This window comes from Actinophytocola sediminis, from assembly GCF_054779715.1.
Window position 1 is genome coordinate 17,464 of the sequence record NZ_BAAGXS010000021.1, and the last position, 19,856, is coordinate 37,319.

The 19,856-nt window shown below is 69.7% G+C and carries 20 protein-coding genes and 4 tRNA genes; 15 read left to right on the plus strand and 9 right to left on the minus strand.

Translation table 11 applies throughout. The annotated features are described in order from the left end of the window. Positions 1–80: 80 nt before the first annotated feature. Entirely contained in the window at positions 81–1,286 is a 1,206-nt protein-coding gene (locus tag ACYVIP_RS13955) for a tyrosine-type recombinase/integrase (RefSeq protein ID WP_460396041.1), read from the plus strand. Positions 1,287–1,300: 14 nt separating this feature from the next. Here the strand turns inward: ACYVIP_RS13955 and ACYVIP_RS13960 are convergent. The 6 genes from ACYVIP_RS13960 to ACYVIP_RS13985 form a co-directional block, all read right to left on the minus strand. Then, positions 1,301–1,375 (minus strand) — tRNA-Val (locus ACYVIP_RS13960). A gap of 1 nt (position 1,376) precedes the next feature. Then, positions 1,377–1,448 (minus strand) — tRNA-Cys (locus tag ACYVIP_RS13965). Between the two features lie 84 nt (positions 1,449–1,532). After that, a tRNA-Gly gene (locus ACYVIP_RS13970) sits at positions 1,533–1,605 on the minus strand. Between the two features lie 105 nt (positions 1,606–1,710). Then, a complete protein-coding gene (locus tag ACYVIP_RS13975; RefSeq protein ID WP_075123646.1) occupies positions 1,711–2,136 on the minus strand; it encodes an SsgA family sporulation/cell division regulator in 426 nt (141 codons plus the stop codon). Between the two features lie 362 nt (positions 2,137–2,498). Beyond that, a tRNA-Val gene (locus tag ACYVIP_RS13980) sits at positions 2,499–2,570 on the minus strand. A 245-nt stretch (positions 2,571–2,815) separates the two neighbouring features. Next, positions 2,816–4,159, minus strand: a complete 1,344-nt coding sequence (locus ACYVIP_RS13985; protein WP_460396043.1) for an LVIVD repeat-containing protein — start codon at positions 4,157–4,159, stop codon at positions 2,816–2,818. Positions 4,160–4,343: 184 nt separating this feature from the next. Between ACYVIP_RS13985 and ACYVIP_RS13990 the strand changes: the two genes are divergently transcribed. The 3 genes from ACYVIP_RS13990 to ACYVIP_RS14000 all read left to right on the plus strand — a co-directional run bounded on the left by ACYVIP_RS13990 (position 4,344) and on the right by ACYVIP_RS14000 (position 7,719). Further along, complete coding sequence (locus ACYVIP_RS13990; RefSeq protein WP_460396045.1) at positions 4,344–5,039, plus strand: DUF305 domain-containing protein; 696 nt, start codon at positions 4,344–4,346, stop codon at positions 5,037–5,039. Between the two features lie 87 nt (positions 5,040–5,126). Continuing rightward, the gene (thrS, locus tag ACYVIP_RS13995) at positions 5,127–7,151 is read left to right on the plus strand and encodes a threonine--tRNA ligase (protein WP_460396047.1); all 2,025 of its coding nucleotides are present in this window, start codon (positions 5,127–5,129) and stop codon (positions 7,149–7,151) included. Between the two features lie 10 nt (positions 7,152–7,161). After that, positions 7,162–7,719, plus strand: a complete 558-nt coding sequence (locus ACYVIP_RS14000; RefSeq protein ID WP_460396049.1) for an HIT family protein — start codon at positions 7,162–7,164, stop codon at positions 7,717–7,719. Positions 7,720–7,772: 53 nt separating this feature from the next. Here ACYVIP_RS14000 and ACYVIP_RS14005 read toward each other — a convergent pair whose 3' ends face one another. Continuing rightward, on the minus strand, positions 7,773–8,345 hold the full coding sequence (locus ACYVIP_RS14005; RefSeq protein WP_460396051.1) for a YceI family protein: 573 nt from the start codon (positions 8,343–8,345) through the stop codon (positions 7,773–7,775). A 117-nt stretch (positions 8,346–8,462) separates the two neighbouring features. Here ACYVIP_RS14005 and ACYVIP_RS14010 point away from each other — a divergent pair, with 117 nt between their 5' ends. From ACYVIP_RS14010 to ACYVIP_RS14030, 5 genes are all read left to right on the plus strand, one after another. Next, the gene (locus ACYVIP_RS14010; RefSeq protein WP_460396053.1) at positions 8,463–8,945 is read left to right on the plus strand and encodes a MarR family winged helix-turn-helix transcriptional regulator; all 483 of its coding nucleotides are present in this window, start codon (positions 8,463–8,465) and stop codon (positions 8,943–8,945) included. A 62-nt stretch (positions 8,946–9,007) separates the two neighbouring features. Further along, on the plus strand, positions 9,008–9,634 hold the full coding sequence (gene pgsA, locus ACYVIP_RS14015; RefSeq protein WP_460396055.1) for a phosphatidylinositol phosphate synthase: 627 nt from the start codon (positions 9,008–9,010) through the stop codon (positions 9,632–9,634). Continuing rightward, entirely contained in the window at positions 9,631–10,560 is a 930-nt protein-coding gene (locus ACYVIP_RS14020) for a phosphatidylinositol mannoside acyltransferase (protein ID WP_460396057.1), read from the plus strand. The genes pgsA and ACYVIP_RS14020 overlap by 4 nt, the downstream gene beginning before the upstream one ends. A 10-nt stretch (positions 10,561–10,570) precedes the next feature. Further along, a complete protein-coding gene (locus ACYVIP_RS14025) occupies positions 10,571–11,701 on the plus strand; it encodes a glycosyltransferase family 4 protein (RefSeq protein ID WP_460396059.1) in 1,131 nt (376 codons plus the stop codon). Positions 11,702–11,708: 7 nt separating this feature from the next. After that, the gene (locus ACYVIP_RS14030) at positions 11,709–12,722 is read left to right on the plus strand and encodes an NUDIX hydrolase (protein ID WP_460396061.1); all 1,014 of its coding nucleotides are present in this window, start codon (positions 11,709–11,711) and stop codon (positions 12,720–12,722) included. A gap of 81 nt (positions 12,723–12,803) precedes the next feature. On the opposite strand, the gene ACYVIP_RS14035 is transcribed toward ACYVIP_RS14030, so the two are convergent. Further along, a complete protein-coding gene (locus ACYVIP_RS14035) occupies positions 12,804–14,927 on the minus strand; it encodes an elongation factor G-like protein EF-G2 (protein WP_460396063.1) in 2,124 nt (707 codons plus the stop codon). Between the two features lie 227 nt (positions 14,928–15,154). Here ACYVIP_RS14035 and pdxS point away from each other — a divergent pair, with 227 nt between their 5' ends. Further along, complete coding sequence (gene pdxS, locus ACYVIP_RS14040; protein ID WP_460396065.1) at positions 15,155–16,060, plus strand: pyridoxal 5'-phosphate synthase lyase subunit PdxS; 906 nt, start codon at positions 15,155–15,157, stop codon at positions 16,058–16,060. Positions 16,061–16,065: 5 nt separating this feature from the next. On the opposite strand, the gene ACYVIP_RS14045 is transcribed toward pdxS, so the two are convergent. Further along, positions 16,066–16,617, minus strand: coding sequence for a helix-turn-helix domain-containing protein (locus tag ACYVIP_RS14045; RefSeq protein ID WP_460396067.1), 552 nt, complete (start codon positions 16,615–16,617; stop codon positions 16,066–16,068). A 74-nt stretch (positions 16,618–16,691) separates the two neighbouring features. Between ACYVIP_RS14045 and ACYVIP_RS14050 the strand changes: the two genes are divergently transcribed. The 5 genes from ACYVIP_RS14050 to ACYVIP_RS14070 all read left to right on the plus strand — a co-directional run bounded on the left by ACYVIP_RS14050 (position 16,692) and on the right by ACYVIP_RS14070 (position 19,828). Next, positions 16,692–17,384, plus strand: a complete 693-nt coding sequence (locus ACYVIP_RS14050; protein ID WP_460396070.1) for an AzlC family ABC transporter permease — start codon at positions 16,692–16,694, stop codon at positions 17,382–17,384. Then, complete coding sequence (locus ACYVIP_RS14055; protein ID WP_460396072.1) at positions 17,381–17,737, plus strand: AzlD domain-containing protein; 357 nt, start codon at positions 17,381–17,383, stop codon at positions 17,735–17,737. Before ACYVIP_RS14050 ends, ACYVIP_RS14055 begins: the two co-directional genes overlap by 4 nt. Before the next feature lie 30 nt (positions 17,738–17,767). Continuing rightward, positions 17,768–18,394 carry a pyridoxal 5'-phosphate synthase glutaminase subunit PdxT gene (gene pdxT / locus ACYVIP_RS14060; protein ID WP_460396074.1) on the plus strand — a complete coding sequence of 209 codons (627 nt, stop codon included), beginning with the start codon at positions 17,768–17,770 and terminating at the stop codon, positions 18,392–18,394. Positions 18,395–18,464: 70 nt separating this feature from the next. Continuing rightward, entirely contained in the window at positions 18,465–19,217 is a 753-nt protein-coding gene (locus ACYVIP_RS14065; protein WP_460396076.1) for a YebC/PmpR family DNA-binding transcriptional regulator, read from the plus strand. Between the two features lie 107 nt (positions 19,218–19,324). Next, entirely contained in the window at positions 19,325–19,828 is a 504-nt protein-coding gene (locus tag ACYVIP_RS14070) for a DUF4262 domain-containing protein (protein ID WP_460396078.1), read from the plus strand. The last annotated feature ends 28 nt before the right edge of the window (positions 19,829–19,856 follow it).

The window sequence follows — 19,856 nt, forward strand, 5'->3', positions numbered from 1 at the left end:
GGGTGTACGGAGCGTCCATGGTGCTGTGCCCTGTGGGTTTGGCCGGGGCGTGTCCTGTTTCGACGAAGGAGTGATGCTGGATGGCGTGGGTTGAGAAGCATGGGTCGGGGTTTCGGGTCCGGTATCGGTTGCCGGATGGGAGTGTGCCGTCCGAGACGGGGTTCAGCTCGTATCGGGTGGCGTGTGATCGGGCGGCTGATGTGGAGTCTGAGCAGCGGACTGGGGTGTTTGTGGATCCGCGGTTGGCTCAGACGTGTGTGGGGGAGTGGGTTCGGCGGTGGTCGGATGCGCACGATGTGGGTGCGGGGACGTGGGCGAAGTATGACTCGCATCTGCGGAACCACATCCTGCCCCGTTTCGGCGAGGCCGAGTTGGGTGAGATCGGGCGGATGACGGTGAAGGCGTGGGTGAAGTCGCTGCGTCGGTCGTTGGCGGAACCGACCGTGCAGGACGTGGTGTCCCTGTTCTCGACGATCATGAACGAAGCCGTCGACGAGGGGCTGATCGGAGCGAACCCGTGTCGTCGGTTGCGGATCAACACCGGTGCCGGGGATGAGCGCCCTATCGCGACTGCGGGGCAGGTGGCGTTGATCGCGGGGCGCGCCAGGTTGGTGGACCGGGTGATGATGATCATGGCCGCGTATGGCGGGATGCGGTGGGGTGAACTCGCTGGTCTGCAGTGGCGCCGGGTCGACCTGGATAGCGGCCAACTGAGCATCGACAGCAAGGATGGGGCGCTGCACGAGGTGGGCGGGACGTTGTCGCTCGGGCCACCGAAGACTAAAGCCAGCGTCCGCACCGTGCACCTGCCGCCATTCCTGGTCGAGCTACTCCTCGAGTTGCGCGCGTCACATCCCGGGACGCGGTATCTGTTCACCGCTGCGGAGGGCGGGTGGCATCGGCGGGCGAACTTCCGGCGACGGGTCTGGCTGCCAGCCGTCGCCGGCGACACGAAGCGCGACTGGGAGCCGATCGCACCCGGCCTGCATTTCCATGATCTGCGTCACACGCACAACACGTGGTTGATCGAGGACCATGTTCCGGACGTGCTGCGGCATCGTCGCATGGGGCACCGGCTGAAGGGCGTGTCCGGGATCTACTCGCACGTCACCCCACCCATGGTCGCCGCCATGGTCGACGGTCTGCAGCGGCGGTGGGAGCAGTTTGGGCGCACGGATCTGGGTGACCACTACCTGGGCGCAAGTGTGGTCAAGATCAGTTGCTCCCAATTTGCTCCCACAACGCAGAAACAGCCCGCTGGTGATGATCACCAACAGGCTGTCTGACCAGGGTATATTCCTGGTGGGCGATACTGGGATTGAACCAGTGACCCCTACCGTGTCAAGGTAGTGCTCTCCCACTGAGCTAATCGCCCGAGGCGGAGGCGGGAATCGAACCCGCGTACAGGGCTTTGCAGGCCCTTGCCTAAGCCACTCGGCCACTCCGCCGGTTGCCCGAGCGTATCCCTTACAGGGCGCCAGGCTCGGACCGAGGGGCCAGGATTCGGTCCTGGGCAGACCGACCCCTCTTCGAGCGGACGACGGGATTCGAACCCGCGACCCTCACCTTGGCAAGGTGATGCGCTACCAGCTGCGCCACGTCCGCGAAACCCACGTTGTTCCAGGAAGATCCCGTCCCCCGTGGTGCGAGCGAAACTCTATCGGACCCCCTGCGCCACCATCAAACCGGGGGTTGCCTTGCGGTGAAGGCTCAGGTCAGGTCGGTGGAGATCAAATGTGTCAGCGCCTCGTCGACATCCACCCACAGGTGCTCGTTGCCGGGCACCACGACGTCATAGGTCCGGTCAAGGAAATCCGCGAGCTCCTGGGCCGACGCCTCGAACACCGCGTGGCCGGACGGCGAGCTCAGCTCGATCACAACCACCTCGGGGTCGTCGACCGCGGGGCGGATTCGCACGTCGCCGTTGCCGGCTTCCGCGATCAGGCCGTCGGCCAGCAGGTCCCGGGCGAACACCCACTCCACCCAGCCCGCGCGGCCGGTGCGGAAGGCTGCGACAACCGCGTACGGGTCGCGGGTGTCGTAACGCAGCTCGACCTTCACCGGCACCGCGGGTGTTCGTGGTGCCAGCAGGTCGAACACCGCCGTTGAGCGGAGCGTGACGTGGTCGTTGCGCATCGTCGCTACCCTTCTCTCCCTTCCCAGTCGTTGAACGACTGAGTCCCTTCCCTGTGACGGTTGGGAGGCCCCTTTCGGTCACTGGCACGGCGTACTTCACCCAAATGGGTCAGCGCTCCGGTACCCTGCGCCCAGGGGACGACACTCCGTGAACCTACCCCTGGCCTCTCCCATCCTGGCAAGAGGAAGTCGGCTCGCGATAGCGTTGTGGCCCGAATGTTGCTCGTCGCGCTCTCGGCAACTTACCTCAGGACAACCCCGGTCGGCCCGTGCCGACCGCCATTTCGGCGCCTCGGGGTGGCGCGGAACACGCGAAAGGCCCCCTCGCACCCGGGTTTACCAGGCAGCTTGGGGGCCTTGCGTGGGCGATACTGGGATCGAACCAGTGACCTTTCCGGTGTGAGCGGAACGCTCTCCCGCTGAGCTAATCGCCCTTCGCGAACGAGTGGAAACGATACCGGATGCCGCTGGTGGGGCTCACTGGGGGGCCCGTACGCGGTCTTGCTGGGCGTTTGCCGTTTCGGGGGGTGGGTGGGGCGGGATTTCTCGATCAGGCGGGAGCGAAGTGCACCCGAATGGCCTATAGGTCGCCGCGAAGCGTCACGAATGATGACTTGATGTGATCATAAAGCTGGGCCCCGCCGGGGTGTGCCGGCGGGGCCCAGAACACGTGCTGGCGTCAGCGGCCGTAGCGGCCCTGGGTCTGCACGTTCAGCTCATCCATCTTGACCGCCTTGGCGGGGTTGGTCCGGCGATCGTTGATCTCCAGGACATCCAGGCCCTTGCCGAGGTCGGACGAGTAGATGTAGCCGTTGTAGTAGTACGCCGACCAGGTGCCGCCGCCCTCCTCCGGGTTCGCGGCCGGGCCGCGCTCCCAGAAGCCGATCCGCTTGGGCTTGGCCGAGTCGGTGAAGTCCCACACCTGCACGCCGCCCATGTACCAGGACTGGACCATGATGTCCTTGCCCTTCACCGGGATCAGCGAGCCGTTGTGCGCGACGCAGTTCTCGTCGTCCGTCTGGTACCGGTCGATCTTGAAGTAGGTCTTGAAGACCAGCTTGCGGTGATCGCCCCGCCCGACGATGTCGTAGATGCCGTCGGCCCCACGCGTGTCGCCGATCTCGGCGTTGCAGGTCGCCGCGCCGCCACCACCGAGCTCGTCGGTGAAGACCACCTTCGTGCCGGCGTTGTTGAACGTGGCGGAGTGCCAGAACGCGAAGTTCTCGTCGTCCTGCACCCGGTGGATCTCCCGCGGTGCGGTCCGGTTGGAGATGTCGAACAGCACGCCGTCACCCATGCACGCGCCGGCCGCCAGGTCCTTCTCCGCGTACACCGTGATGTCGTGGCACCCGGTGGTCGCGGAGGTCCCGTCCGGGAACGAGTTGCCGTCACCCGGGTTGCCGCCGTCCGGGAACAGGACCGGCTCGGCGACGATCTTGGCCTTGGTCGGGTGCCGCAGCGGGACCTCGATGATCGAGATCTTGTCGTGCGGCGGCTGGCAGTCCGACAGGCTCGCCGACGGGCTGTAGGACGAGACGTAGAGGTAGACGCTCCGGCCCCGCTTGTCCGGCACCAGCGTGTGGGTGTGCGACCCGCAGTCGGTCGCCACCGACTTGATGTAGCGCGGGGCGCGCTTGTCGCTGACGTCGAAGATCTTCATACCCTCCCAGTACGGCTGGCTGCCGTCGTTCTGGGCGGTCGAGGAGCACGAGTCGTCGCTGCGTCGCGCGTCGGTCGACAGGAACAGCAGGTTGTCGACCACGGTGATGTCGTTCTGCGAGCCAGGGCAGAGCACCTGGCTGACGATCTTGGTCTTCTTCGGATGCTTGATGTCGTAGATGGTGAAGCCGAGGTAGTTGCCGACGAAGGCATACCTACCCTGGAACGCGATGTCGGTACCGGTGCCGCCCGTCAGTGGCGCGGTCGGTGGCAGGCTTGCGACCTGCCGCATGTTCGAGCTGCTGACGATCTCGTCGGGCTCCGGGAAGTCCTGGGCCGCGACCGAGGGGACTCCCGCCACCATCGCGGTTGCCGTAACGGCCGCCCCGATCGCCGCGGCTGACGCGCGTCGGCGCCACCCACGCAGGGTCGATCTCACCACACTTACCCCTCTCCGGTCTGCTGAGTGACCACATTATGACCAGCATGGTGAGGAATAAACTAGCTCCATCTCATTTTGGCTAAGGCAGATCGGAACACGATTACCCATGACTCGGACATGCCGGACGGTTGGTACGGATCGGATCTGGTCACGACGCTCGGCGGCGCTCGCGGGGGTGCTGTTGGTCGCGGCCGTCGCCGTCGTCGGATGCACGGCCGAGGACGAGGAACCCGCCGCGCCTGCCAACTCCGCGCCGGTGATCGTGCCGGGCAAGCCGGGGGAGGAGGCCAGCACCATCGCCCCCGGCGAGGCCACCCCGATCGAGCAGGAGCCGCCAAACGCCGCCGACATCGAGTTCGTGCGGAACATGATCGTCCACCACGCCCAGGCCGTCGAGATGGCCGAGCTCGTGCCGGAGCGCGCGGTCGCCAAGGACGTCAGGGGCATCGCCGACCGGATCGGCGACAGCCAGCAGCCGGAGATCGACATGATGAACCGCTGGCTCGAGCGGGCCGACCAGCCGACCGTCGACCCGAGTGCCCCCGACCATCACGGCGGTCACGGCGGTCACACCTCGATGCCCGGTATGGCCACGCCCGCCCAGCTCGACACGCTGCGCGCCGCCAGGGGCGAGCGGTTCGACACGCTGTTCCTGCAGATGATGGTCACCCACCACGAGGGCGCGCTGGCGATGGTCGAACAGGTCCGCACCACCGGCGTGGACGTCCGGGTGCAGGAGATCGCTGACGACGTCGCGGTCACCCAGCTCGACGAGATCGACCGGATGCGCGGGATGCTCTGAGCCGTCGGGTAAACCCGCAGGCCAACCCCCGGCCTGGCTCGCTAGCATCAACGCCTGTCGATTGTCGAGCCCTCCTGAGGAGTAGCCGTGTCCCAGTCACGCCCACCAGTCGCCGAACCCACGCCACGCGTGGCGGTCACGGCGGGCACCACGGCGGGTACCGCGGTCCGGGAGGCCGGCCTGCCTGGCAAGGGACCGGATGCGATCGTGGTGGTGCGCGACGCCGACGGCCAGCTCCGTGACCTGTCCTGGGCCCCGGCCGCCGACACGCTGGTCGAGCCGGTCGCGGCCGACACCGCCGACGGCCGCGCGGTGATCCGGCACTCGTGCGCGCACGTGCTCGCCCAGGCCGTGCAGCAGCAGTTCCCGGAGGCCAAGCTGGGCATCGGCCCGCCGGTGCGGGACGGCTTCTACTACGACTTCGATGTCGAACGCCCCTTCACCCCCGAGGACCTGCGGTCCCTCGAGAAGCGGATGAAGCAGATCATCAAGTCCGCCCAGCGCTTCTCCCGGCGCGTGCTGGACTCGGTCGAGGGCGCCAGGACCGAGCTGGCCGACGAGCCGTTCAAGCTCGAGCTGGTCGACCTCAAGTCCGATGTGGACACCGAAGAGGTGATGGAGGTCGGCGGCGGCGAGCTGACCGTCTACGACAACCTCGACCCGCGCAGCGGCGAGCGGCTGTGGGGCGACCTGTGCCGGGGTCCGCACGTGCCGACCACCAAACACATCCCGGCCTTCGAGCTCACCCGCGTGGCCGCCGCGTACTGGCGCGGCAGCGAGCAGAACCCGCAGCTGCAACGGATCTACGGCACCGCGTGGGAGTCCCAGGAGGCGCTGGAGTCCTATCTGGAGCGTGTGGCCGAGGCCGAGCGGCGCGACCACCGCAAGCTGGGCGCCGAGCTCGACCTGTTCTCCTTCCCCGACGAGCTCGGCTCCGGGCTGCCGGTCTTCCACCCCAAGGGCGGGATCATCCGGCGCGAGATGGAGAACTACTCGCGCCAGCGGCACGAGGAGTCCGGCTACGAGTTCGTGAACACCCCGCACATCGCCAAGGGCGGGCTGTTCCACACCTCCGGCCATCTCCCGTACTACGCGGAGACGATGTTCCCGCCGCTGTCGTTCGAGGGCGAGGACTACTACCTCAAGGCCATGAACTGCCCGATGCACCACCTGATCTTCCGCTCCCGCGGCCGGTCCTACCGGGAGCTGCCGCTGCGGCTGTTCGAGTTCGGCGCGGTCTACCGGTACGAGAAGTCCGGCGTGGTACACGGGCTGACCAGGGCGCGCGGGTTCACCATGGACGACTCGCACATCTACTGCACCCAGGAGCAGGCCCCGGCCGAGCTGCGGTCGCTGCTGCGGTTCGTGCTCGATCTGCTCGCCGACTACGGGCTGTCGGACTTCTACCTCGAACTGTCCACCCGGGGCGACACCGGCAAGTTCATCGGCTCGGACGAGGAGTGGGCGGCGGCGACCGAGACCCTGCGGCAGGCCGCCGTCGACTCCGGACTGGAGCTGGTGCCCGACCCCGGCGGCGCCGCGTACTACGGGCCGAAGATCTCCGTGCAGGCCAAGGACGCCATCGGCAGGTCGTGGCAGATGTCGACCATTCAGGTGGACTTCAACCACCCCAAGCGGTTCGACCTGCGGTACACTGCGGCCGACGGCTCGCGTCAGCAGCCGGTGGTGCTGCACCGCGCGTTGTTCGGGTCGATGGAGCGGTTCTTCGGCGTGCTCACCGAGCACTACGCCGGCGCGTTCCCGGCCTGGCTGGCGCCGGTGCAGGTGGTCGGCATCCCGATCGCCGACGAGCACGTCGAGCACCTCGAGCAGGTCGCGAAACAGTTGCGGGCGCGCAAGGTCCGGGTCGAGGTGGACACCTCCGACGACCGGATGCAGAAGAAGATCCGCAACCACACCACCCAGAAGGTGCCGTTCCTGCTGCTGGCGGGTGGCAAGGACGTCGAGGCGGGCGCGGTGTCGTTCCGGTTCCGCGACGGCGGCCAGGTCAACGGCGTGCCGGTGGACCGGGCCGTCGAGCTGATCACCGAGTGGATCGCGCGGCGGGAGAACGCGTCGCCGACGGCGGAGAGCCTGCGGGCCGAACACTAGGATCGGCGGCATGACCACCGACCCGCCCGAGCTGGTGTCGCAGGAGGGTGTCGGCGTGCCCGACGCCCTCCAACGGCTGTGGACGCCGCACCGCATGGCCTACATCAGGGGCCAGGACAAGCCGGTCGGCGACGACGCCGACGGCTGCCCGTTCTGCCGGCTGGTCGACATGGACGACGCCGACGCGCTGGTCATCGCGCGCGGTCGGTCGGTGTACGCGGTGCTCAACCTGTACCCGTACAACCCGGGCCACCTGATGATCGTGCCGTTCCGGCACGTGGCCGACTACCCGGACCTGACCGAGGCGGAGACGGTCGAGCTGGCCGAGTTCACCCAGCGGGCGATGACCGTCGCGCGGGCGGTGTCCTCGCCGCACGGGTTCAACATCGGTATGAACCAGGGTGTGATCGCCGGCGCCGGGATCGCCGCCCACCTGCACCAGCACCTGGTCCCGCGCTGGGGCGGCGACTCGAACTTCATGCCGGTCATCGGGCACACGAAGGTGCTGCCCCAACTGCTGACCGAGACCAGGGCGCTGCTCGCCACGGCGTGGGCCGACCCGGCCTGAGACACCGACGGCGCCTCCCCGACGTGTCGGGAGGCGCCGTCGGTGGAAACCGGTCAGGCTTCTGGCTGCTGCTCGGGCTGGGCCAGGACCGCCTCGACCTCGATCTGGATGTCGATCTTGTCGCCGACGACCGCGAGGCCGTTCTGCACGCCCTCGAAGTTGACGTTGAAGTCCTTGCGGTTGATCTGCGCGGTGGCGCTGAAGCCGGCTCGGGTGCCGCCCCACGGGTCCGCGCTGAAGCCGTTGAGCTCGAAGGTCAGCGGCACGACCTTGGTGACGCCCTTGAGTGACAGCTCACCGTCGAGGACGTAGTTCTCGCCGTCCTGGCGGGCGCCGGAGGCCCGGTAGGTCATCTCCGGGAACGTCTCGACCTCGAAGAAGTCGGGGGACCGCAGGTGGTTGTCGCGGGCCTCGTTGTGCGTGCTGATCGAGTCCAGCCCGATGGTGATGTCGACCGACGAGTCGAGCGGGTCCTCCGCGGTCACGATCGTGCCCTTGACGTCGGAGAACTTGCCGCGGACCTTGGTCACCACCAGGTGGCGGACGACGAAACCCACGTCGGTGTGCGCCGGGTCGATCTCCCAGGTACCGGCTGTGTACCCGGGAACGACGGTGGTGCTGGTCATAGTGAAGGTCCCTCCATGGAATGGCTGAGCAGAGATAGTTGAACGATCAGTTGTTGAGCGATCAACCGACACCGTACACCTTCCATGGTTGAGAGTTCAACCAAGTACACTGGTGGCATGTCCGAGACCCGCTGGCTGAGCGCCCACGAGCAGGAGGTGTGGCGCACCTTCATGACGGCCGTCGAGAGTCTCACCGACCAGTTCGCCCGCCAGCTCCAGCGCGACGCGGCCATGCCGTACACCTACTACGAGATCCTCGTCGCGCTGTCCGAGGCGCCCGGTCGCACGCTGCGGATGAGTGACCTGGCCGGCGCGCGCAAGTCGTCGCGCAGCCGGCTGTCGCACGCGGTCGCGCGCCTGGAGGAGGTCGGCTGGGTCCGTCGGCGAAACTGCCCGACCGACAAGCGCGGCTCGTTCGCCGAGCTCACCGACAAGGGGTTCGCCGCCCTCGCCGACGCCGCGCCAGGGCACGTCACCGAGGTCCGGGAGAAGCTGTTCGACGTGCTCACCCCCGAGCAGATCGAGCAGCTCGGCGACATCAGCCGGGCCATTCTGCACGGCCTCGGCACGCCGACCCCGCCGCGCTGCCCTGGGGCGTAGGCCGGGCGGTTAGGCTGCGGTGACTCGCACACCAGCGCAGAACAAAGGGCGCGCTCGATCACATGCTGAACATATTCGCCCGAGACTCGGTCTCGCGCGTCACCGACCCGATCGGGGTACGGCTGGTGCGCCTGGGGGTCACGCCCAACGCCATGACCCTGTTCGGCACGGCAGGCGCGATCGGCTTCTCACTGTGGCTGTTCCCGACCGGGCAGCTGCTCGCCGGCACCTTCGTGGTGTGGGGCTTCATGATGCTCGACCTGCTCGACGGCGCGATCGCGCGGGCGCAGGGCGGCGGCACCCGGTTCGGCGCGGTGCTGGACTCCACCTGTGACCGCCTCGCCGACGGCGCGCTGCTCGCGGCGATCGCGTGGTACGCCTTCGAGGTCGAACAGCGGCACTCGATGGCCGCGGCGGCGCTGATCTGCCTGGTACTCGGCCAGGTCGTGTCCTACATCAAGGCCAGGGCCGAGGCGGCCGGACTGTCGGCCAACGTCGGGCTGGTGGAGCGGGCGGAGCGGTTGATCACCGCGCTGGTCGGCACCGGGCTGGCGGGTCTGGGCGTCCCCTACGCCGTGGACATCGCCCTGTGGTTGCTGGTCGCCGGTTCGGTCGTCACGGTTGTGCAGCGGATCGTCGCGGTGCGACGCTCGGCCATCGCGATCTCGACCTCGGAGGCGGGCGAATGAGTCTTGGACACCGGATCGTCGACCTCGGCTACGCGGCCGGGTGGGGACTGGTGCGCGGGCTGCCGGAGTCGGTCGCGCGCGGGGCGTTCCAGGCCGCGGCCGACCTGTCGACCCGCCGCGGCCGGGCGGGAGTGGCCCAGCTGCGCCGCAACTACGCCAGAGTCGTGCCGCAGGCCGGGCCGGCCGAGCTGGACGAACTGGTCCGCGACGGCGTGCGCGCCTACGCCAGGTACTGGCTGGAGACCTTCCGGCTGCCGAAGCTGGACCACCGGGAGATCGTCGAGCGGGTCGACGCGACGATCGGCGGCTGGCCGCTGGTGGCCGCCGCCCTGGACCGGGGCAAGGGCCTGGTCATCGCGCTGCCGCACACCGGCAACTACGACATCGCCGGCCTCTGGCTGGCCAACCGCGTCGGCCAGTTCACCACGGTCGCCGAGCGGCTGCGCCCGGAGTCGGTGTACCAGCGCTTCGTGGCCTACCGCGAGGCGCTCGGGTTCGAGATCGTGCCGGCCTCCGGCGACGGCGTCGGACCCTACCGGCTGCTGATGGACCGGTTGCGGCAGAACAAGGTGGTCTGCCTGCCGGCCGACCGGGACCTGTCCATGCGCGGCATCCCGGTGACCTTCTTCGGCGCGGCCGCGCGGATGCCGGCCGGTCCGGCGCGGCTCGCGGCGGTCACCGGCGCGCAGTTGCTGATCGCGGAGAACTCGTTCACCGACGACGGCTGGCAGGTGCGGTTCCACACGCCGATCACCGTGCACGGCCGCGAGGACGTGCCGGCCGCGACCCAGCGGATGGCCGAGGCGTTCGCCGCCGACATCGCCACCAAACCAGCCGGCTGGCACATGATGCAGAAGCTGTGGATCGACGACCTGCCGCCGCAGCGCCAGGCCTCGCTGGCGGGCGAGGCGTCGGAGCCCCGGTGAGGATCGGCCCGTGAGGATCGGTGTGGTCTGCCCGTACTCCTTCGACGTCCCGGGAGGGGTGCAGGGGCACGTCGTCGACCTGGCCAAGGCGTTACGCAAGCTCGGCCACGAGGTCGACGTGCTGGCCCCGGCCGACGAGGACACCCCGTTGCCCGAGTTCGTCCGGCCGGCGGGGCGCGCGCTGGGCATCCCGTACAACGGCTCGGTCGCGCGGCTGTCGTTCGGGCCGGTGTCCTACGCCAGGGTGCGGCGGTGGATCCGCCAGCACGACTTCGACGTGCTGCACCTGCACGAGCCGACCGCGCCGAGCCTGTCGATGCTGGCCTTGATGCTCGCCGACGGGCCGATCGTGGCGACCTTCCACACCTCGACCACGCGGTCGCGGACGCTGAGCGCGTTCCAGATGGTGCTGCAGCCGTTCCTGGAGAAGATCACCGCGCGGATCGCGGTGTCCGCGCTGGCCCGCCGGGTGCAGGTGGAGCACCTCGGAGGGGACGCGGTGGAGATCCCGAACGGGGTGGACGTCGAGTTCTTCGCCGCTGCCGAGCCACTGGCCGGCTATCCCCGGACCGGGGGCACGGTCGGGTTCGTCGGCCGGTTCGGCGAGCCGCGCAAGGGCATGGCGGTGTTGCTGGACGCGCTGCGTGTGCTGCTGCCGGAGTTCCCGGACCTGCGGCTGGTGGTGGTTGGTGGGGGAGACCAGGCCGAGCTGCGCCGCCAGGCCGGGCCCAAGCTCGTCGAGCACCTCTCGCTGATCGGCCAGGCCGATGACCAGGTCAAGGCCAGCATGCTGAGCAGCGTCGACGTCTACTGCGCGCCCAACACCGGCGGCGAGAGCTTCGGCATGATCCTCACCGAGGCGATGGCCGCGGGGGCGGCGGTGGTGGCCAGCGACCTCGACGCGTTCCGCCGGGTGCTCGACGACGGCCGCGCCGGGATGCTGTTCCCGGTGGGGGACCCGGTCGGGCTGGCCTCGGCGCTGCGCGGCATGCTGACCGAGCAGCACCGGCGGGCCGAGCTGGCCGCGGCGGCCCGGCAGCGGGTCGGAGCCTTCGACTGGCCGGTGGTGGCCGGTCAGGTCTTGCGGGTGTACGAGCAGGCGATCGCCGCGGATCCGCGGCACGTGGTCGAATCCGGGTGATGTTCTGATGAGCGTTGGCTTTCTGGTGACCCTGCTGGTCATCGGCATCGTGGTGGCCCTGGTGCTCGGGTTGTGGCTGGCCGCCACCGCGAACCGGCTCGACCGGCTGCACGTCCGGACCGACGCGGCGTGGGCCGCGCTGGACGCGGCGCTGGCCAGACGGGCGGTGGTGGCGCGGGCGGTCGCGGCGGCCACCGCGCTGGACGACGTCGGCGCGGACAAGCTGCGCGCGGTCGCCGAGCGGGCGGAGGGCATGCCGCGCTCGGAGCGCGAGGAGGCGGAGAACGCGCTGTCACTCGAGCTGGCGGCGGTGGACCGGGGCCGGTTACCGCTCGCGTTGGCCGCCGAGTTACTGGACGCCGAGCAGCGGATGGTGATCGCCCGGCGGGTGCACAACGACGCCGTGCGGGACACGCTTGGTCAGCGGCGGCGCCGGCCGGTGCGCTGGCTCAAGCTCGCCGGCACCGCCCCGCAGCCGGAGTACTTCGAGATCGTCGAGCCGTCGATGACCGGTGACGCGGCCGGCGCGCCGCTGCCCCGGCCATCGGCGCGGGTGCTGCTGGTCGACCAGGAGCGGCGGGTGCTGCTGTTCAACGGCCACGACCCGGGGCGGCCGGACACCCGGTGGTGGTTCACCGTCGGTGGCGGGGTCGAGCAGGGGGAGGACCTGCGGTCGGCGGCGCTGCGGGAGTTGGCCGAGGAGACCGGTATCCAGCTGGCCGCCGACGACCTGGTCGGCCCGATGTGGCGGCGCCGGGTGGTGTTCAGCTTCGACGGGCGGACCTACGACGGCGAGGAGTGGTTCTTCCTCGCCGACCTGTCCGGCGGTGACGAGGTGGAGATCCGCATCGACACCTCCGGCTTCACCGACGTGGAGAAGAACACCGTGGACGGCCACCGCTGGTGGAGCGCGGAGGAACTACGTCACACCGAGGAGACCGTCTACCCCGTCCAACTCCCCACCCTCCTCCCCGACCTGCTCAAGTCCACCTGGGACGGCACCGTCCGCCCCGTCCGCTGACCCCGCGAGTCCAACCCTCCTGCCCATGTCGGGAGCGTTGGACTCGCGTGTTCGGAGGGTTGGACTCGCGGGTGAGCTGGGCTAGGTGACGTGGGCGGGGTGGGATTCGGGGAGGGGGTCGTAGCGGGAGAAGGCGCGGGTGAAGGTGGCCGAGCCGGAGGTCATCGAGCGCAGGTCGATGGCGTAGCGCAACAGGGAGGTCGCCGGGACCTCGGCGCGGACCAGGCTGTAGCCGACGGTGTCGGCGGCCTCGGTGCCCAGCACGCGTCCCCGGCGGCTGGACAGGTCGCCGAGCACGGTGCCGAGGTGCTCGTCCGGCAGGCGCACCAGGACCTCGTCCACCGGCTCGAGCAATGCCACCCGGCCGTTGGCGGCCGCGTCCTTGAGGCCGAGCGCGCCCGCGGTCTGGAACGCCGCGTCCGACGAGTCGACGCTGTGTGCCTTGCCGTCGAACAACGTCACCCGGATGTCGACCACCGGGTAGCCGCCGCTGAGGCCCTTCTCCAGCTGCACGCGTACCCCCTTCTCCACCGAGCTGATGAACTGCGAGGGCACCGAGCCGCCGACCACCTTGTCCACGAACTCGAAGCCCGACCCGACCGGCAGCGGCTCGACGTCCAGGTCGCACACCGCGTACTGCCCGTGCCCGCCGGACTGCTTGACGTGCCGGCCCTTCCCGCGTGCCTTGACCGCGAAGGTCTCCCGCAGCGCCACCCGCACCGGCTCGGTCTCCACGTCCGCACCACCGGCCCGTAGCCGCGCGAGCACGACGTCCGCGTGCGCCTCGCCCATGCACCACAACACCAGCTGATGGGTCTCGGCGTTGCGCTCCAGCCGCAGCGTCGGGTCGCCGGCGACCAGCCGGGCGAGGTTGCGCGACAACGCGTCCTCGTCGCTGCGGGTCTTCGCCACGACCGCCACCGGCAGCAGCGGTTCCGGCATCTGCCACGGCCGCATCAGCAACGGTCGCTCCGGGCTGGACACCGTGTCGCCGGTCTCGGCTGAGCCGAGCTTGGTCAGCGCGCAGATGTCGCCGGCCACGCAGTGCGGCACCTCCCGCAGGTTGGACCCGAGCGGGGAGTAGATGTGCGCCACCCGCTCGTCGACGTCGTGGTCCTCGTGGCCCCGGTCGGCCATGCCGTGCCCGGAGATGTGCACCGGCCGCTCCGGGCGCAGCGTGCCGGAGAACACCCTGACCAGCGAGACCCGGCCGACGTAGGAGTCGATCGCGGTGCGCACGACCTCGGCCACCAGTGGGCCGTCCGGGTCGGCGGTCAGCGGCCGGGCGCCGTCGCCGTGCACCTCGGTCACCTCGGGCAGGCGGTGCTCGAGCGGTGAGGGGAACGCGCCGGTCAGCGCCTCCAGCAGCTCCGCGACGCCGACGCCGGTGGTCGAGCAGACCGGGATGACCGGGTGGAAGGCACCGCGGGCCACCGCGGTCTCGAGGTCGTTGATCAGTGTCGCCTGGTCGATGTCCTCGCCTTCCAGGTAGCGCTCCATGAGGGTCTCGTCCTCGCTCTCGGCGATGATCCCCTCGATCAGCTCGTCGCGGGCGCCGTCGATCAGTGCGAGCTCGTCCTCGGTCGGCTCACCGAGCTTGGGCGGGTAGCCATCGGCGTAGTCGAAGAACCGGCGGGTCAGCAGCCCGAGGAGCCCCGGCCGGCCAGGGGACGGGAGGTACAGCGGCAGCACGCCGGCACCGAACGCCTCCTGGCAGGCCGACATCTCCGCGTTCGCGTCCGCCCGCTGGTGGTCCAGCCGGGCGATCACCACGGCGCGCGGCATGCCGACGGCCGCGCACTCCGCCCACAGCGCGGTGGTCGCCGGGTCGACGCCCTCGGCGGCACACACCACGAACAGCGCGGCGTCGGCGGCGCGCAGCCCGGCGCGGACCTCGCCGACGAAGTCCGCGTAGCCGGGGGTGTCGATCAGGTTGATCTTGATGTCGCCGTGCACCAGCGGCGCGATCGACAACCCGACGGACCGTTGTTGGCGTTGCGCGGCCGGATCGTGGTCGCACACGGTGGTGCCGTCGGTGACCGTGCCCGCCCTGCTGATCACCCCCGCCGCGGTGAGCAGGGCTTCGGTGAGCGTGGTCTTCCCTGAGCCGGACGGCCCGACGAGAACGATGTTCCGTACCTTGGCGGGGTCCGCCACAGCGACCGCGGCTCCGCCGTTGCCGTTGTCCGCGTGTTTGCTCGCCATACCACTCAACCCTTTCGGTGCGACCTCACTGTCTGCCCGAACGTGCTCGATCTCACACCTGTTTACCAGTCTGAACCAGTGCCGTCGATGACGTCTTCGACGGAGCGTCACAAGGTGATCACTGAAACAAAAGTGGCCTGCCGGAATACCTTCGAATTGGCACGGAAGAGGGGGCCACGTCGCTCATAGACTGGCATCCGGGATTACCACGAGCGGAAGGAACACCGGTGACTGACGTGTCGACCACCGAACCGCAGACGGGCACCGCCCGCGTCAAGCGCGGCATGGCGGAGATGCTCAAGGGCGGTGTGATCATGGATGTGGTCACCGCCGAGCAGGCCAAGATCGCCGAGGACGCGGGCGCGGTCGCGGTGATGGCCCTCGAGCGGGTGCCGGCCGACATTCGCGCGCAGGGCGGCGTGGCCAGGATGAGCGACCCCGACCTGATCGACGCGATCATCAACACGGTGTCCATCCCGGTGATGGCCAAGGCGCGGATCGGCCACTTCGTCGAGGCACGGGTGCTGCAGGCCCTCGGCGTGGACTACGTCGACGAGTCCGAGGTGCTCACCCCGGCCGACTACGCCAACCACATCGACAAGTGGCAGTTCACCGTGCCGTTCGTGTGTGGCGCGACCAACCTCGGCGAGGCGCTGCGCCGGATCACCGAGGGCGCGGCGATGATCCGCTCCAAGGGCGAGGCCGGCACCGGCGACGTGTCGAACGCGACCACTCACATGCGCAAGATCCGCGGCGAGATCAAGCGGCTCACCTCGCTGCCGCCCGACGAGCTGTTCGTCGCGGCCAAGGAGCTGCAGGCGCCATACGAGCTCGCCCGCGAGGTCGCCACGCTGGGCAAGCTGCCGGTCGTGCTGTTCACCGCGGGCGGTATCGCCACCCCGGCCGACGCGGCGATGATGATGCAGCTCGGCGCGGAGGGCGTGTTCGTCGGCTCGGGCATCTTCAAGTCCGGCGACCCGGCCAAGCGCGCCGACGCGATCGTCAAGGCGACCACCTTCCACGACGACCCGGACATGCTCGCCAAGGTGTCCCGCGGTCTCGGCGAGGCCATGGTCGGCATCAACGTCGAGGACGTCCCCGAGCCGCACCGGCTGGCCGATCGCGGCTGGTAGTCCCCTCAGGTGTGCTCGGAGAGCATGACCGCGACCGTGCCGGGCTCGAGCGCCTCGAAGGTGTGCGCGACGTCGCCGGGATAGGCGACGTAGTCGCCGGGGCGCGCGTCGACCGGGCTCTGCGCCGGGCCGATCCTGGCACAGCCGGCGCCGACCACCACGTGCTCGACCACCCCGGGCATGTGGGGGTCGGACTCCTTGGCGGCGCCGGGTTCCGCGGTGATCAGATAGACGTCGCGGCGGGCGTTGGGCGGGCAGGACGCCAGCAGGGTGACCACCCAGTCGGCGTGCTCGGAGGCCACCGCTGGGCCCTCGCCCGCCCGGATGACCTGGACGCGGGGTTTGACCGGCTCGACGAGCCTGCTGAACGGCACGTCGAGCGCGACTCCCAGCGCCCACAACGTCTCCACGCTGGGGTTGCCGCTCGCGGCCTCCAGCTGGGAGAGGGTGGACTTGGCGATGCCGGCCCGTCTGGCCAGTTCGGTCAGCGACAAGCCGGCCCGGTCGCGCTCGCGGCGCAGTGACTGGGCGATGACGTCGAGCGGTGCGCCACCCATGACTCTCCGTTCGGTATATCGGACACAGTGTTCGCGTTGACGAACACCGCCGAAGGTGTTCAGTATATGAGGCTATGCGTTCGATATGGCGAACCCTCACTCCGGCGCTCCGCCGTGACCTGCTGGCTCTGGCCGGCGCGATCCTCGTGGTCGGCATGTCGTTCGGGACCATCGCGGTCGCCGCCGGCCTGCCGTGGTGGATGGCCTCGCTGATGTCCGTGGCGGTGTTCGCCGGCGGCTCCCAGTTCATGGTGGTCGGCGTCGTGGCCGCGGGCGGCGGGCTGGTCACCGCCGTGCTCGGCGCGTTGCTGCTCAACGCGCGGCACCTGCCGTTCGGGCTGGCGATCGGGCCGGTCATGGGCCGGTCATGGCCCGCGCGGCTGGTCGGCAGCCATCTGATGATCGACGAGTCGGTCGCGTTCGCCATGGCCCAGCGCGACCCCCGGCGGGGCCCGGCGGTGTTCTGGGCGGCCGGGATCGCGCTGTTCTGCGCGTGGAACGTCGGCACCGTCGTCGGCGCGCTCGCCGGCCAGGTGATCGGCGACCCGGACGCGTTCGGCCTGGACGCCGCGTTCCCGGCGGCGTTGCTCGCGTTGCTGTTACCCGCCCTGCGCGATGCCCGCACCCGGCGGGCCGCGTTGCTCGGCGCCGTGGTCGCGTTGGTGACCACGCCGATCCTGGCGCCGGGGGTGCCGGTGCTGGCGGCGTTGGTTGGCCTGGTGGCGCTGATCCCGAAGCCGGCGAGCCACGAGGCGGCGACGGCGTGACGGTCACGGCGATCCTGGTGCTCGCGGCCGGGACCTACGCGTTCCGCATCGCCGGCCCGGCGGTGCGGCAGTGGCTGGTACGCCGGGTCGGCGGGTCGGCGGATGGGTCGGCCGGTGGCGAGGTCGCGCTGCCCGCGCGGGCGACCGAGCTGATGTCGACCGCGGCGACCGTGCTGCTGGTCGCGCTGGTGGCGACCTCGTCGCTCACCTCGGCCGGCGGGTTCGCCGGGGTGGCGCTGCCGGCGGGGGTGCTGACCGCGGGCGTGCTGGCGTGGCGCAAGGTGCCGTTCGTGGTCGTGGTGATCGTCGCGGCCGGGGTGGCGGCCGGACTTCGGGCACTGGGTGTGCCGTAGGCTTGAATCGGGATTTCGGGAGGTCAGCAGGTGTTTGGCGGGGAACCGCTCATCGGGGTGCTCGCGTTGCAGGGCGACGTGCGGGAGCACGTCGGCGCGTTGCGCGCCAGCGGCGCGCGGGCCGAGCCCGTCCGGCGGGCGACCGAGCTGTCCGAAGTGGATGGTCTGGTGCTGCCTGGCGGCGAGTCGACCACGATCTCCCGGCTGCTGACCACGTTCGGCCTGCTCGAGCCGCTGCGCGAGCGGATCGCCGGCGGCCTGCCGGTCTACGGCTCGTGCGCGGGGATGATCCTGCTGGCCACCAAGGTGCTCGACGGTCGGGAGGACCAGCACCAACTCGGTGGGCTGGACGTGATCGTGCGGCGCAACGCCTTCGGCCGCCAGGTCGACTCCTTCGAGGAGGATCTGGACTTCGCCGGGGTCGGCTCGGTGCACGCGGTGTTCATCCGCGCGCCGTGGGTCGAGTCGGCCTCACCCGAGGTCGAGGTGCTCGCTCGGGTGAGCGACACCCCGGACGTCCCGGGTGGCAAGGCGGCCGCCGGTAGGATCGTCGCGGTCCGGCAGGGCTCGGTACTGGCCACGGCGTTCCACCCGGAGCTGACCGGAGACACGCGCGTACATCGACTGTTCGTGAAGATGGTGACGGAGGACTTGTGAGCGAGCTTGCGAGCGAATCATTGATACAGGGCGACCGCGAGCGGCTCGACCGAGCCTGCGAGGGGGAGTCGTGAGCGGCCACTCAAAGTGGGCGACTACGAAGCACAAGAAGGCCGCACTTGATGCCAAGCGGGGCAAGCTGTTCGCCAAGCTGATCAAGAATATCGAGGTCGCCGCGCGCACCGGCGGTGGCGATCCCGAAGGCAACCCGACGCTCTTCGACGCCATCCAGAAGGCCAAGAAGAACTCCGTCCCGCAGGACAACATCGAGCGCGCCCGCAAACGCGGCGGTGGCGAGGAGGCGGGCGGCGCCGACTGGCAGACGATCATGTACGAGGGCTACGGCCCCAACGGGGTCGCCGTGCTGATCGAGTGCCTCACCGACAACCGCAACCGCGCCGCGAGCGAGGTCCGCACCGCGATGACCCGCAACGGCGGCTCGATGGCCGACCCCGGCTCGGTGTCGTACCTGTTCAACCGCAAGGGTGTCGTGATCCTGCCCAAGCACGACCTCACCGAGGACGACGTGCTGCTGGCCGTGCTCGAGGCGGGTGCCGAGGAGGTCAACGACCTCGGCGAGAGCTTCGAGGTGGTCAGCGAGGCGACCGACCTGGTGGCGGTGCGCTCCTCGCTGCAGGAGGCCGGCTACGACTACGAGTCGGCGGAGGCGAGCTTCCTGCCGTCGGTCAGCGTGCCGCTGGACGCAGACGGCGCGCGCAAGGTGTTCCGGCTGATCGACACCCTCGAGGACAGCGACGACGTGCAGAACGTCTACGCCAACTTCGACGTCTCCGACGACATCATGGCCGAAGTGGACGCCTGAGCGCGGCACCCACCGGGAACGTGACGCAACCCAGCCACAGGCACGCCCCCAACCACCACCCACCTACCCAACGCAACCAACACAGTTAATCCCGGGGAGGCGGCCCAGTGGACCTGACCGCCGAGGAAGTCGACCTTCGGGACCGGCTGATCGCCGAGTCCGACGCGACGGGCAACGCGATCGTCGAGGTCGCCGCCGAGGACGGCGAGGGGCCGTGCACGTTCTCCGTCGGCGCGTGGCGGCGCTTCGGTGTGCCGGAGGGGATCACGGTCGGCCTGCCGCCGGAGGCGGGCCGGCATCTGGTGAACACCTATGTCCGCCGGGCGGCGGCGGGCAAGAAGTACATTCCCGGCGTGCGCTATCACGACTTCTTCGACGGCGTGCCGATCACGTTCGAGCGGGTGGCGAAGGGGCACTACTTCCCCTATCTCGGCACCGCGTTCCTGCTCCACCCCGCGGGTGACTTCCCCGCGGTGCAGCTGATCGTGCCGACCGCGGCGCTGGTCTGGCCGTGGGACGAGCACGCCCCACCGGATTTCGCGCGCTGGCAACCGATCCTGACCGTCAGCGGCCGCCCGGAGAGCTGGGTACCTGGCGTCAACGGGCCCTAGCCGGGTCCAGCTGTATCATCGACGCCGC

What these genes read in the sequence shown, in the direction of transcription:
- ACYVIP_RS13955 (WP_460396041.1), top strand. Translation starts at nt 81, where the DNA reads ATGGCGTGGGTTGAGAAGCATGGGTCGGGGTTTCGGGTCCGGTATCGG.
- ACYVIP_RS13975 (WP_075123646.1), bottom strand. Translation starts at nt 2,136, where the DNA reads ATGCGCAACGACCACGTCACGCTCCGCTCAACGGCGGTGTTCGACCTG.
- ACYVIP_RS13985 (WP_460396043.1), bottom strand. Translation starts at nt 4,159, where the DNA reads ATGGTGGCGGGAGTCCCCTCGGTCGCGGCCCAGGACTTCCCGGAGCCC.
- ACYVIP_RS13990 (WP_460396045.1), top strand. Translation starts at nt 4,344, where the DNA reads ATGACTCGGACATGCCGGACGGTTGGTACGGATCGGATCTGGTCACGA.
- ACYVIP_RS14000 (WP_460396049.1), top strand. Translation starts at nt 7,162, where the DNA reads ATGACCACCGACCCGCCCGAGCTGGTGTCGCAGGAGGGTGTCGGCGTG.
- ACYVIP_RS14005 (WP_460396051.1), bottom strand. Translation starts at nt 8,345, where the DNA reads ATGACCAGCACCACCGTCGTTCCCGGGTACACAGCCGGTACCTGGGAG.
- ACYVIP_RS14010 (WP_460396053.1), top strand. Translation starts at nt 8,463, where the DNA reads ATGTCCGAGACCCGCTGGCTGAGCGCCCACGAGCAGGAGGTGTGGCGC.
- pgsA (WP_460396055.1), top strand. Translation starts at nt 9,008, where the DNA reads ATGCTGAACATATTCGCCCGAGACTCGGTCTCGCGCGTCACCGACCCG.
- ACYVIP_RS14020 (WP_460396057.1), top strand. Translation starts at nt 9,631, where the DNA reads ATGAGTCTTGGACACCGGATCGTCGACCTCGGCTACGCGGCCGGGTGG.
- ACYVIP_RS14030 (WP_460396061.1), top strand. Translation starts at nt 11,709, where the DNA reads ATGAGCGTTGGCTTTCTGGTGACCCTGCTGGTCATCGGCATCGTGGTG.
- ACYVIP_RS14035 (WP_460396063.1), bottom strand. Translation starts at nt 14,927, where the DNA reads ATGGCGAGCAAACACGCGGACAACGGCAACGGCGGAGCCGCGGTCGCT.
- ACYVIP_RS14045 (WP_460396067.1), bottom strand. Translation starts at nt 16,617, where the DNA reads ATGGGTGGCGCACCGCTCGACGTCATCGCCCAGTCACTGCGCCGCGAG.
- ACYVIP_RS14050 (WP_460396070.1), top strand. Translation starts at nt 16,692, where the DNA reads ATGCGTTCGATATGGCGAACCCTCACTCCGGCGCTCCGCCGTGACCTG.